This is a genomic window from uncultured Clostridium sp. (assembly GCF_910588715.1).
Taxonomy (GTDB): domain Bacteria; phylum Bacillota; class Clostridia; order Clostridiales; family Clostridiaceae; genus Clostridium.
In genome coordinates, this window is the sequence record NZ_CAJURG010000002.1 from 151,873 (window position 1) to 165,253 (window position 13,381).

Annotated in this window: 16 protein-coding genes; all 16 read right to left on the minus strand. The window is 27.1% G+C overall.

The genetic code is table 11. The features are described 5' to 3' along the window. Positions 1-321 carry a hypothetical protein gene (locus QZ321_RS05390; protein WP_291746097.1) on the minus strand — a complete coding sequence of 107 codons (321 nt, stop codon included), beginning with the start codon at positions 319-321 and terminating at the stop codon, positions 1-3. Positions 322-361: 40 nt separating this feature from the next. After that, the gene (locus tag QZ321_RS05395) at positions 362-790 is read right to left on the minus strand and encodes a YbaN family protein (protein WP_291746100.1); all 429 of its coding nucleotides are present in this window, start codon (positions 788-790) and stop codon (positions 362-364) included. A gap of 53 nt (positions 791-843) precedes the next feature. Then, positions 844-1,143, minus strand: a complete 300-nt coding sequence (locus QZ321_RS05400; RefSeq protein ID WP_291740734.1) for a nitrous oxide-stimulated promoter family protein — start codon at positions 1,141-1,143, stop codon at positions 844-846. 91 nt (positions 1,144-1,234) lie between these two features. After that, positions 1,235-2,905, minus strand: coding sequence for an ABC transporter ATP-binding protein (locus tag QZ321_RS05405; protein WP_291746102.1), 1,671 nt, complete (start codon positions 2,903-2,905; stop codon positions 1,235-1,237). Between the two features lie 2 nt (positions 2,906-2,907). Further along, a complete protein-coding gene (locus QZ321_RS05410) occupies positions 2,908-4,707 on the minus strand; it encodes an ABC transporter ATP-binding protein/permease (protein ID WP_291746104.1) in 1,800 nt (599 codons plus the stop codon). A gap of 291 nt (positions 4,708-4,998) precedes the next feature. Beyond that, positions 4,999-5,283: a DUF2325 domain-containing protein gene (locus QZ321_RS05415; protein ID WP_291740731.1), complete on the minus strand. Its 285-nt coding sequence runs from the start codon at positions 5,281-5,283 to the stop codon at positions 4,999-5,001. 55 nt (positions 5,284-5,338) lie between these two features. Beyond that, complete coding sequence (locus tag QZ321_RS05420) at positions 5,339-5,977, minus strand: DUF3793 family protein (RefSeq protein WP_291746106.1); 639 nt, start codon at positions 5,975-5,977, stop codon at positions 5,339-5,341. Positions 5,978-6,168: 191 nt separating this feature from the next. Then, on the minus strand, positions 6,169-6,327 hold the full coding sequence (locus QZ321_RS05425) for a DUF1540 domain-containing protein (RefSeq protein ID WP_291740720.1): 159 nt from the start codon (positions 6,325-6,327) through the stop codon (positions 6,169-6,171). A 62-nt stretch (positions 6,328-6,389) separates the two neighbouring features. Beyond that, on the minus strand, positions 6,390-6,746 hold the full coding sequence (gene spoVAE / locus QZ321_RS05430; protein WP_291740719.1) for a stage V sporulation protein AE: 357 nt from the start codon (positions 6,744-6,746) through the stop codon (positions 6,390-6,392). A 19-nt stretch (positions 6,747-6,765) separates the two neighbouring features. After that, positions 6,766-7,785, minus strand: coding sequence for a stage V sporulation protein AD (gene spoVAD, locus QZ321_RS05435; protein ID WP_291740718.1), 1,020 nt, complete (start codon positions 7,783-7,785; stop codon positions 6,766-6,768). Between the two features lie 19 nt (positions 7,786-7,804). Continuing rightward, positions 7,805-8,269, minus strand: coding sequence for a stage V sporulation protein AC (gene spoVAC, locus QZ321_RS05440; protein WP_291740742.1), 465 nt, complete (start codon positions 8,267-8,269; stop codon positions 7,805-7,807). 159 nt (positions 8,270-8,428) lie between these two features. Next, the gene (gene sigF / locus QZ321_RS05445; protein WP_291740717.1) at positions 8,429-9,187 is read right to left on the minus strand and encodes an RNA polymerase sporulation sigma factor SigF; all 759 of its coding nucleotides are present in this window, start codon (positions 9,185-9,187) and stop codon (positions 8,429-8,431) included. Positions 9,188-9,204: 17 nt separating this feature from the next. Further along, a complete protein-coding gene (gene spoIIAB / locus QZ321_RS05450; protein ID WP_291740715.1) occupies positions 9,205-9,627 on the minus strand; it encodes an anti-sigma F factor in 423 nt (140 codons plus the stop codon). Positions 9,628-9,643: 16 nt separating this feature from the next. Next, on the minus strand, positions 9,644-9,979 hold the full coding sequence (gene spoIIAA / locus QZ321_RS05455; RefSeq protein ID WP_291740713.1) for an anti-sigma F factor antagonist: 336 nt from the start codon (positions 9,977-9,979) through the stop codon (positions 9,644-9,646). Between the two features lie 246 nt (positions 9,980-10,225). Then, positions 10,226-12,535 carry an AAA family ATPase gene (locus tag QZ321_RS05460; protein ID WP_291746107.1) on the minus strand — a complete coding sequence of 770 codons (2,310 nt, stop codon included), beginning with the start codon at positions 12,533-12,535 and terminating at the stop codon, positions 10,226-10,228. Positions 12,536-12,704: 169 nt separating this feature from the next. Continuing rightward, positions 12,705-13,379 (minus strand): deoxyribose-phosphate aldolase, encoded by a 675-nt coding sequence (deoC, locus tag QZ321_RS05465; RefSeq protein WP_291740711.1) that lies wholly within the window; start codon positions 13,377-13,379, stop codon positions 12,705-12,707. Positions 13,380-13,381 lie beyond the last annotated feature (2 nt).

Genomic DNA, 13,381 nt, shown 5'->3' on the forward strand with positions numbered 1-13,381 from the left:
TTAAAAAATAACTATAGTTGTAAACAAGTATCCAAAAAATGTTATAATAAAAACTATATGCATCTTTCTATACAATTTTGAATTTTTATTAATAAAATATCCGCTTAGTCCTATTAAAATCATAATAATAGTAAAACCTATATATTTAATGAAATCTGCTTGTCCTATTCTTTTAATAAAAGCAAAAATCATAGCCATTATGGATATTAAACCTGTTATAATATGAGCTTTTAAATATATTTTTTTCTTCATTTTAAAATTCTTTGGAACATAATATAAAATTAATGCTACCATAAAAAATGTTGACGATAATCTTTCCATAATACATCCTTCTCTTAATTGTAAAAATTGCTTATATATTTTATGCTAAATTTATTTTAGACTTTGCTCTTTTTGCATTTAATTCATCTTTTTCTTCTTTGGATATTGTTTTTATCTTAAAAAAGAAATAATAAAATTTAAATATTATTAAAGCTATAATTACTAACTTAACAGCTAATGAATCTAATATTATTAATGGAAAAGCTAACATAGTATCTGCAAAAGCTAATAAACATATCTTTTGTTTTAATGTCATTGCTCTTTCTTGAATAAAATTCTCTAAATGATTTTTATATATCTTAGTATTAGTAAACCAATTATTAAATCTATCTGATCCTTTAGCAAAGCAAAATGATGCCAATAATAAAAATGGAGTCGTTGGTAATATAGGCAATACCACACCTATAGCACCTAATGAAAATGCTATTAAGCCTACTGTTATATAAAGACATTTCTTTAATTTATTCATATTTATATCTCTCCCCTAATTAAAATGTATTCATTTAAAAGTTTAAAACTATTTTATTTATTTAATGCATGTCTAACTAATTCAATTGGATTGTGTACTATTAATCTTGGACCAGAAAATTTCATTACATCCTTAACTTTTTCTTTCATATCCTTTTTATAACAATGTATTGGACACCTTGAACAAGTAGATTTATTTTCACCAAATTTGCAAAAGCTTAATCTTTTATGTGCATACTCTAATAGTTCTTTGCATTCATCACACAATTCTCCTTTTTTATTTCCATGTTTCTTTTGGCAATAAATATCTATCATTAATGCAATAGTCTTTTTTTCTCTTTCAATTCTTCCCATATTTAAATAACTCCACTCCTTCTATCAATGATAATCATTATCATCTCATCTTATTAATTAAGAGGATTTATTAATCCTCTTAATTTTTATATTATACTTGTACTATTTTACTTTTTTCTAACTTATATGTTTTATTACAAACAGCTGTAGTTGATTTTCTATGTGATATTAAAACTATTGTTTTATCGTCACAATTTTCTTTAATCGACTTTAATATTTCACCTTCATTTAAAGTATCTAAATTACTTGTTGGTTCATCTAATATTAAAATATCACCATTACTTAAAAATGCTCTAGCAAGACCTATTCTTTGCTTTTCACCAGAAGAAAGATTTCCTCCAAGCTCTCCAACCTTTGTATCATATCCTTTAGGTAAAGTTTTTATAAAGTCGTGTATAGATGCCATTTTAGCAGCTTTTATTACCTCTTCTTTAGTTGCATTTATATTACCTATCTTTATATTATCTAATATAGTTTCATTAAATAAATAGGTTTCTTGACTAACTAAAGTTTGGCTATTTCTAAGTGATGTAGTATTAACTTCTTTAATATTTTTATTATCTAAATTGATTTTACCCTCATTAACATCCCAAAATCTCATCATAAGTTTAACAAATGTACTTTTACCAATTCCACTCTCACCTATAAGAGCTATTTTATCCCCTCTTTTTATGTGAACTGATGTGCTATCAAAGATTTTCTCTTTTCTATTTGGATAAGAAAAAGTTACATTATCATAAGCAATTGATTCACCACTAACTAAATCACCTTTTTCAACTTCTTCTACATGTGGCTTTTCATCTATTAAATCAAATAATCTTTCTGCACAAGCAAAAGTTTGAAGTAAAGTATTTGAAAGATTACTTAAAGCAACTACTGGTCCAAATGATGAAGCAATTATTACTATAGCTACAAGCATCCATGTAAATGAAATATTTCCAATAGAATATTGTATAAATCCAACACCAACAAAAGTTAATATTGCAATCATTATAGTTAAATCTGTAATAGCCCTTATTATTCCTTCATGCTCTTTAATTTTATCAAGACTTTCATTTATTCTATGTGATTTTGAATTAATTTCATTTAATCTTTCATCACCAGATTTAAATAATAATACTTCCTTTAGTCCTCTTAAAGAATCAAGTATATAATTGTTACATTCACCAAACATATTTCTATAAGTAACCCCTGCTTCCTTACCTAGGCTAGAAGAAGCATACGGAATTACAAATCCAACTATTAAGAAAAATATTACAGATAAAACTCCAAACCATGGGTTTATCATAAATAAAATTACTGCTATTATAGAATTTGTTATTATTGCTATTGATATTGGTGCTATTGTATGAGCATAAAATACTTCTAAAAGCTCAATATCAGAAGTTATTAAAGAAATAAGATTTCCTTTTTCTTGACCCTCTAATTTAGCTGGTGCTAATTTTCTTAATTTACTAAATATCTTATCTCTTAATATATAAAGAATTTTAAATGCAATATAATGCCCTGATAATTGCTCTGCATATCTTAAAAACCCTCTTAAGAATGCACTAACTGCCATAACTATCATAGCTCCAGTAAAACTAATAAATGTAATATCACCTATTGCTGAACCAATTGCTATTGCACCAAAACTTGCTATTGCTATGGCTGCTAAAAACCCAACAACTCCCATACTTATAGTTATTGCCATAATTGGTGCTAATGGTTTTAATTCAACTATTAATCTCTTCATTATTTGGAAGCCTGATCTTCTTTTCATAACTAACAAACCTCCCTAATCATTTCTAATTCATTTTGTTTATTAACCATATTGTAATAATAACTTTCTTTGCTCATTAACTCTTCATGACTTCCGTTTTCAACTAAAAGGCCCTTATTCATAACATAAATATTTTTAGCATCCTTTACGTTAGCTAATCTATGAGAAATTACTAATATAGTCTTATCTTTTGAAAGCTCATAAATAGCTTCCCAAATGCTTTCTTCACTTTCTACATCTATATTAGAAGTAGCTTCATCAAAAATTATCATTGGTCTATAAGCTAAAATAACTCTTGCTAATGCCAATCTTTGTTTTTGTCCACCTGATAATGCACTACCAGCTTGACCAACATCAGTTAATAATCCATCCCTTAATCCCTTAACAAAATCATATAATCTTGCTATCTTTAATGCATTATTTATTTCTTCTTCACTAGCATCCTTTTTAGCCATTAATAAATTATCTAAAATTGTTCCATTAAATATATAACTATTTGTAGAAACTAAAGCTATATTCCCATATATATTATCTAATGATATATTTTCTATATTTATATCATTTACAAGTACTTCTCCATTAGTCACCTTATGATTATTTAATATAAGTGATGCAATTGTACTCTTTCCTGAACCACTTTCCCCTACTATTGCAACTAGCCCACCTTTTTTAATATCCATATTTATATTATTTAATACTTTTCTTTCACCATCATAACTAAAATCAACATTTCTTAATGATACACTTACATCATTGAATTTCATCTCTTCTTTAGTTATTACATCTTTTTCTTTTTCCTCAGTATCTAAAATACCAAACATTCTATCACTTGCTGCCATACCATTCATTGCAATATGGAAATAAGAACCTAAAAGTCTAAGTGGTATAAAGAATTCTGAAGAAAGTAATATAATAATAAGTAAGCTTCCTACTGGGATTTCTCCATTTTTAAATTGAATTAATGCAACTATTGTTCCTGCTGCTGCACCACCAAAAGCTACTAAATCCATTATTGTTATAGAATTAAGTTGCATACTTAAAACTTTCATTGTTATTTTTCTAAAGTTTTCAGCTTCAACATTCATTTTTTCATGTCTTTTTTCATCTATATTAAATACTTTTAATGTAGTTAATCCTTGCAGATTTTCTAAGAATGTTCCACCTAAATCTGAATATGACTTCCAGTAATCTTTTAATATTCTCTTTGCAATTTTCATTATTGCAATTATTGATACTGGTATAAGTGGCACACATAATATAAATACAAGTGCTGCCTTAAATGAAATGAAACTCATAAAAGCAAATAATGTTATTGGAACTAAAAGTGCATAGAAGAATTGAGATAAATATTTACCAAAATAAATTTCTAATTGTTCTATTCCCTCAACTGATACTTGAACTACTGCAGATGTGCTTTCAACAGATGTGTATCCTGTACCTAACTTTAATAACTTTTTATAAATAAGCTCCCTTAATGTTACTCTTGCATTTGCAGATGCTGCATTTGAAAATTTAGCATATAAAATATTACATAAATATCTTACAAAAAGTAAAATTGCTATAATTATAATTCCTGATAATAATGAAATATTTCCCCAAACCTTAAAGTTAATCATAGCTTCTACCAAATTATTTCCATTAAGATTTAATTTTTCACCATTATAAACTCTATTAATAAATTGACCGATTATTAGTATAGTTACTATATTGCATAAAACTGCAACCCAATTAACCAATATAGTTAACGCTATATACTTTTTAGAATCTTTACATAGGTTTATTAACCTTTTATTTATCATCATAATATAATTCCTCCTTTGAATATTTAAGTTATTTGAAATACCGTTTCAACTGAAACTGATTATCACTTAATATAATATAACCTAATTGATAAACATTTTCAATACTTTATTTAATAAAATTTCTATTTTTTATTATATTTAATTTATATAGCTATATAAAATTAACTTTTTATACAGCTTATCAATGAAAAATTCATATAATAAAAAAAGAATTGTATCTATATTGAATTAAAAATTTTCAATATGATACAATCCCTTTTTTAACTTCATTTTTTTCATATATTCACGCTTTTAGTTTAAAACTATTTCCTTAATAACCGATTCAACTGCATTTAATGTACTTTTATGATTTCGTATAACCCTTATATTCTTCTTGTCTGCTTCTCTTTTAGCTGTTAATACAAGTTTATGAGATACTACATCTGTTAATAATATAACTGCATCAGGCATTCCAATTTTATCTTTTAATCCAGTTTCCATTTGAGTAAAAACCTTTGCCTTACAATTATATTTTTTACATACTCTAATATAATCTTTAGTCATTTTATCATGACCACCAACTATAACTACACTCATTTATTTTCTCCTTTTAATCACTTGTTTTTAATAACTACTATTAATATCTATTATCTTATGCACTAAATTCATTATATTTTTGAAATAAATTTCTTATAGAACATGCTACATTATGGGATGACCTTCCACTTAAAATGTAATTTACAGTATGTTCTTTAACTTTATCATATCTATTAAAAGTTTCCTTTGCTTCTTGTAAATTATTATATACAAGCCAGTATCCACAACTTAAGCATTTTTTATCTTTGCAATTCATAAAATCCATAACGTCATTTAAAGGAAATCCTAAAAATACTCCTAATTCATGTGGACAATTAAATTGAGTATATCTATTTTTTAACATACATAAATAATTATTTACATTACTTTCATTTGAATATCCTAATTTAATTAAGAAATCTTTATTTTCTTCTTTAAATATATAATTTGATAATTGATTTTCATTATATATTAATATAATTAATGCATTGCTAGATTCTCTTAAATCTATATATTTAATATTAATTGTTTCTAAAAAATCAATCCCATACCTTATCCATTTATCATATAAATTTTCTTTGTCTTTTTTAATTGTGATGGTTGCCGATGGCTTTGCTCCAGAAATAACTAAAGAAGCATTATAAATTAGAAATTTTTCAATACATTCTTTTTCTTCCATTTTAGAAAGACTTTTATAAAATTCAACTTGTTTCATCGTTGCTTATTCCTTCACTACTATATTATAATAATTAAAATTGATATTCATTCTCATTTAATTATTATAATATAATAATATTAATTTGATGTCAATATTTTGCTTTAAGCTTTTTTAATTATTCCATAAAAAATAAGTAACTTAGTAAAGAAAAACTCTATACTAAGTTACTCCATGGCTAGAAAATTAGGTTATTTTAATACAAATGATTGGCAATCTGTACATTCAACAACCTTTGGATTTGCTTCATGAGTTCCAACTTGTATTGCATCTAAAGTACAATAATTTTCAGAACAAGCATGATGTTTACATTGTTGTACACTACATTTAATACTTGAATTCTTTTCCATAACATTTACCTCCGTATATTTGATACATTAATAATTTACCCTATCAAAACATTATTATTCTGTTAATATTTTGTTTTTGGGTTAAAAATTAAAGCCATTAAATATCCAAAAAATATTGCTGCAGTAATTCCTCCGGCTGCTCCTTTAATTCCACCTGTAAAGGCTCCTATTAGCCCATCTTCTTTTACAGCTTTTATAGCTGCATCTGCTAATCCATTTCCAAAGCTAGGTAGTGGTATAGTAGCTCCTGCTCCACCAATTTCAATTAACTTATCATATATTCCAAAACCTCCAAGAACAGCTCCAAGAGTAACAAATATAACTAATATTCTAGCAGGAGTCAATTTGGTTGTATCCATTAATATTTGAGCAATCACACAAATTAATCCACCAACAATAAATGCACTTATATAATCCATGATAAACTTTCACCAACCTTTATTTATACTCAATAGCAACAGCATGAGCTATTCCTGGTATAGATTCACCTTGAAGGGAAGAAGTAGTACTCATTAATGCACCTGTAGAAACAAGTAATAAACTTTTTATTTCTTTTTTCATTAACTTTTTATAAAAATATCCACAAGTAACAACAGCTGAACAACCACATCCACTTCCCCCAGAGTCTGTCTTTTGTTTTTCATCATCAAATATTAAATCACCACAATCCACATAATTATCTTTTACATCATAACCATAATCTAATAATAATTTCGTTGTTATTTCTTTTCCTACTTTCCCCAAATCCCCAGTTGCAATTACATCATAATCTTTCGGTGTTCTTCCTGTATCCTTAAAATGATTATAAATTGTATCTACCGCTGCAGGAGCCATTGCTGCTCCCATATTATTAGCATCTTTTACACCATAATCCTTTACCAAACCAGTAGTTACATATGTAACCTCTGGGAAATCCCCATTTTTCCCTAATACTACTGCTCCTGATCCTGTAACTGTCCATTGACAAGTAGGACATCTTTGGCATCCATATTCTAGCGGAAATCTAAATTGTCTTTCTGCTGAACTAAAATGAGATGATGTAGATGCTATAACATAATTTCCAAATCCACCATCTAAAAATAATGACGCCACACTTAATGATTCTGACATTGTAGAACAAGCCCCATATAATCCTATAAAAGGTATATTTAACTCTCTTGCTGCAAAGCTTGATGATGTTATTTGATTTAATAAATCTCCTGCAAATAAATAATCTATATCTTCTTCTTTTAAATTTGCATTACTTATAGCACTTTTTATTGCTGTATACATCATTTCTGATTCAGCCTTTTCAAAGCTATCCTGTCCTAAAGTATCATCATCTAAAATTTTATGAAAATATCCGCCTAAAGGTCCCTCTCCTTCTTTTGGCCCAACTATAGAGTAAGTTGAAATTATTTTAGGTGGATTTTCAAGTTTAATGGTTTGCTTCCCTATCTTTTTATTTTTTACACTCATCTTTTGCTCACTCTCCAATTTAAACAATTCCCATAAGTCCTAAAAAATAATATACTAGGCCTATTATTACTGATGTTCCTATACCATAAACTAATACAGGACCTGCAATAGTAAACATCTTAGCAGCTACTCCAAAAACAAAACCTTCTTTTTTAAATTCTATTGCAGGAGATACTACTGCGTTAGAAAAGCCCGTAATAGGAACTACAGTACCAGCACCAGCAAATCTTGCTATCTTATCATAAACTCCTAGTCCTGTTAATAATGCTCCAATAAATATCATTATTATTGGTAACCATAATTTTGCAGTTTCTTCCTCTATGCCAAATTTTATTAGCATATTTAATATAAACTGCCCTAAGGTACATATAGCTCCTCCAACTAAAAACGCCATTAATATATTTTTAAAATATTTAGGTTTAGGTTCCATTTGCTTTGAAATTTTTTGAAAATCTTTAATTATTACCTTTTCTTCTTTAGCCATTTTTCCCATATATTTCGTCTCCTTTCTTCCATAAATTTATTATTCCTCTTAATTTAAATTAAATGTGAAAAAAATAAGTCCACATTAAATAATTTCTATTATTTAATGTGGACTTATTTAAAAACTTTATATTTTATTAATTTATACATTTTCTTAGGTTCATCCTTCATCTAATTGTTTTCTCATTTCACCAAGTACCTTCTTTTCTATTCTTGATACTTGAACTTGGCTTATTCCTAACATCTTTGCTACTTGTATTTGTGTTTTATCTTTAAAATATCTTAATATAATAATTTGTCTAGATTTTGTATCCAAATTATTTAAAGCTTCCTTTAAAGCTATTTTTTCAGTTAAATTTTTATCCTCTGCAGCATTTTCACTTAGTTTATCAATTAATAAAACTGGTGCTCCATCATCTTGATGAATTACCTCATAAAGATATTGCATACTTGCAGATGATTCTAATGCAAATAATATTTCTTCTTTATTTATTCCAGAAAATTCAGCTAGTTCTTCTATGCTTGGATCTCTATTTAATTTTTTAGTTAAAGCTTCCTTATCAAAATGAAGTTTTTTAGCTAAGCTCTTAACATTTCTACTTACCTTTATAATTCCATCATCTCTAAGGAATCTCTTTATTTCTCCAATTATCATTGGAACAGCATAAGTTGAGAACTTAACATTATAATTATCATCAAAATTGTTAATTGCCTTAACAAGACCCATGCATCCTATTTGATAAATATCCTCATAATCATACCCTCTATTTATAAACTTTTTACTTATAGAAGTTACTAAAGGTAAATTTGCTTCTATGAGCATGTTCATAGCCTCTGCATCTCCTGCTTTGGCTAAGGGTAATAATTGTGAGTTATCCTCATAGCTTAACTTTTCTTTTTTTACTTTACCCTTTTCCATAAATCTCCCCTAACACGCTAATTAAATTTTTTTGTCATAACAATTCTAGTACCTTTACCTTCTTGACTTTCTACCTCTAAACTATCCATAAAGCTTTCCATAACTGTAAATCCCATTCCTGATCTTTCAAGGTCTGGTCTTGAAGTATAAAGAGGTTCTCTAGCTTGATTAACATCATCTATTCCCTTACCATAGTCAGTAATAATAATAGATACTTCTCTTCCATAGATTGCAGATTCTATTTTAATTATACCTTTTTCATAATTTTCATAACCATGAATTATAGAATTTGTTACAGCCTCAGAAACAGCAGTTTTAACATCTGCAATTTCTTCAATAGTTGGATCTAATTGAGAAACAAAAGCTGAAACTGCAACTCTAGCAAATCCTTCATTTTGAGACCTACTTTCAAATTCTATACATACTCTATTTTCTTCCATGTTATTAATCCCTCCATTAAATGCTTGCAAGTGCTTCATTAACATTATTATAAACAGTAATTATTTTATAAAGTCCTGATAATGTAAATACTTTATCCACTCTTTTATTAATATTTGTAATACAAACCTTTCCGTCTCTGTTTTTAACCTTTTTTAATCTTCCTATAACAACACCAATTCCTGAGCTGTCCATAAATGTTACTTCCTTAAAATCCATAACAACCTTTTTTATGTTATCTCTTTCAATTCTATCGTCTATCTTAACTCTAACTTCTTCTGCACTATGATGATCTAATTCTCCAACAAGTGTAACAACTAATTTATCATCAAACTTATTAAACTTTAAAAACATAATAATAAACTCTAAAACTAATAATTAGAGTACCCTCCCATCTTCCTTCTTTTTCCATAATTTTAACATAATATTTATTTTGTCGTCAATCTATTTTTCCCTTTTATGGTTATTATTTAAATATTATTATTTTTTTACATATACTTCATAATAATATATAAAAAATAAAGATGCTGTATTATAAATAAAAAAATACAACATCTTTACAAAATTATTTCTTTAATTTTAACTTTATATTTTTTAATACTAAGCTTTAACAACTCTTGGCTTTTCTTTATACTTATCAAGTTCATTTTGTAAATTTTCATAAAAACTATCTATATCATCTTCCTCTTCTAATAAAAGAGTTTCAATTGCATCATTTAACGTACTCATTGTGTAAATGTGGAATCTGCCTTCTTCAACTGCCTTTTCTACTTCTGCTTTTAATATTATTTCGTCTTTATTGCCTTCAGGTATTAATACTCCCTTTCCATCTATAGTATCTAACATACTACATACCTTAAAGAATCCCTCAATTTTTTCATTCACTCCACCAATAGGTTGAACATCTCCAAATTGATTTATAGAACCTGTCACTGCAATATTTTGACTTATTCCTTTTTTGCTTAAAGCTGAAAGAATACATATAATTTCTGCAACTGAAGCACTATCCCCTTCTACCATTCCATAAGTCTGTTCAAAACTTAAATGAAAATCCACTGGTATTGTTTCATAAGGATTTAATAAATTAGTTAATAATCCTTTAAGTATACTTATTGATTTTTCATGAATCTTTCCACTTAAATTGCTTTCTTTTTGAATATCAACTATTCTACCTGATCCCTTACACGCAACACAACTAATTCTCATAGGCTTTCCAAAAGTACAATATCCACTATCAAGTACAGCAAGTGCATTTATTGCTCCAATTTTTCTATCCTTAACACTAATTAATATCTTATTGTCTTCATACATACTCATTATTTCACTTTCTATTAGTTCTTCTTCATAGGCAACATTTAGAATATCTTCTTCTGTTATAATTATACTTTTTCTTTCCTTAGCTGAATTGTTAGCTAACACTAATAATTTATCTATAGTGTCTTCATCTGCAAGTATCCTATTTCTGCTACTACTTTTTCTGCATAAATATTTTAGCATTTCATCTATAGCTTCATTACTAACATTAAATAATTCATTTATTCTAATTTTATTTTCAATTCTATTTTTTAATTCTATTATTGAATCATTATTTACCTTTACTACAGAAGAAAACTCTGCTCTTAAAGGAAATAACTTTTTAAAATCTTCATCAGAATTATATAAAAGATCATAAGTTTCATAATCACCTATTAATATTACCTTAAACTTTACTGGAATAGGCTTTGGCTTTAATCCATTTATATTTATAAATTCTAAATAACTCTTATTAGTATCAAAAGAAACCATATTTGAAAGTAAAATTTTCTTTAAATAATAATAACTTAATGGATTTGCCGCTAATGAGCTTAATCTTAAAATAAGACATCCTTCATTTGCCTTTAAAATTGAACCTGCATTTATAAGTGAAATATTGGTTGTATACATTCCATTATGATTTTCATATTCTATTAATCCTATTAAGTTATTTAAATTAGGATCTTCTTCAAAAATTACAGGTGGTGAAGAATTATTTGTATTATCTACAATTACTCTAACATCATATTTATTTAAAACTTCATATATTTCGTTTTCATCATCTTCTATGCTCATGGTATAACATTCTATTAAGTCTTCTTCTATACAAGTAAATAAACGCTCTAAATATTCATATGAATCATCATCAGTTATAAACTCTAAAAGAGCACTATCTTTTTCTTCTTCCATTTGAGTTGCTAAAAATTTTGAATAAATCTTCTTTAATTTTTTTATAGACTTAACTTCAATATCCTTTAATTCTTCTAAAATAGCTTCAGCTTTCTTTTTTAATGTTCCTGCCTTTGCAACAATAACATTTTTGTTTTCATCTTCTAATTCATCATACTCTTTTTCTGTCATTGCTTCATCACCACTTAAAGGTATAAATGCAAATCCCTTATTAGTTGCTTTAACTTCAAAACCTTCTTCTTTTGCCATTTTAGTTAATTCACTAATATAACTATTTCTTTTATTTTGAATATCTTCTACTAAATAATCTTTTTCATCATTATTAGAATCACCATAAAAATCATCTACTGCTTCTAAATAAGCATTTTTTATATCCTCTACTGTTTCTTTTAATTTTTTACCCTTCCCATTTGTAACAAAAATTGCTTCTGGTCTATTGACATCTTCTAAAGTTACATAACATATATCCTTTGGCGCTTCTAAATCCTTATATTTTTTTTCTATAAATGTAGTTAACTCCTTTAATTTATCCTTTGAAAAGGTATCTATTAAATAAAGATTATAACCCTCTTTATCTATATTGATTGCCCTCTCAATTCTTTTATAAGCATCATTAAATTCCTTAATACCATTTGTGCACTTTTCATTATTAATCCCCGCTTCATCTAGTTTAAATATTATTTCTGATGGAGTTAATTCTCTTTTCATACCCCTTCACCTCCCCCAATCTAAGGTTAGAAACTATTAATTCAATTCGTCTCCCCTTTTTTATAAACATATATATACAATATTTATTTAGGCAATATTAAAAAGTATGCTATATTCTTAAATATAATAAAAAGGAAGCGTATATATGCTTCCTTTTTGTATATTTATTTTAATAATTTGAATTTGATGTAGTTCCTTCACAAATAGCAATTGAAGCTGATGCTCCTATTCTATTTGCTCCATTTTCAATCATTGTTAAAGCATCTTCTCTGCTTCTAACTCCACCAGATGCTTTTACTCCCATATCTTGCCCAACAGTTTCTCTCATTAATTTAATGTCTGCTGCTGTTGCACCACCTGTTGAGAATCCAGTTGATGTCTTAACAAAATCAGCTCCAGCTTCTTTTGATAACTTACAAGCTATAACTTTTTCTTCATCTGTTAAAAGACAAGTTTCTATTATTACTTTTGTTAAAGCTTTACCTTTAGCTGCTTCAACAACTGCTTTTATATCATTTTTAACATATTCTAAATCTCTTTCCTTTAACTTACCTACATTGATAACCATATCAACTTCTGTAGCACCTTTTTCAATAACATCCTTTGTTTCAAAGGCTTTAACCTCTGTAGTAGTTGCTCCTAAAGGAAATCCTATTACAGTACAAACATCAATATCAGTTCCTTCTAATGCAGTAGCTGCAACAGAAACCATTGATGGATTTATACAAACTGAAGCAAAGTTATATTCTACTGCTTCCTTGCAAAGTTTTAAAATTTCCTTTTCAGTTGCTTCTGGCTTTAATATTGTGTGGTCAATCATTTTAGCTATTTGTGCTTTATCCATTA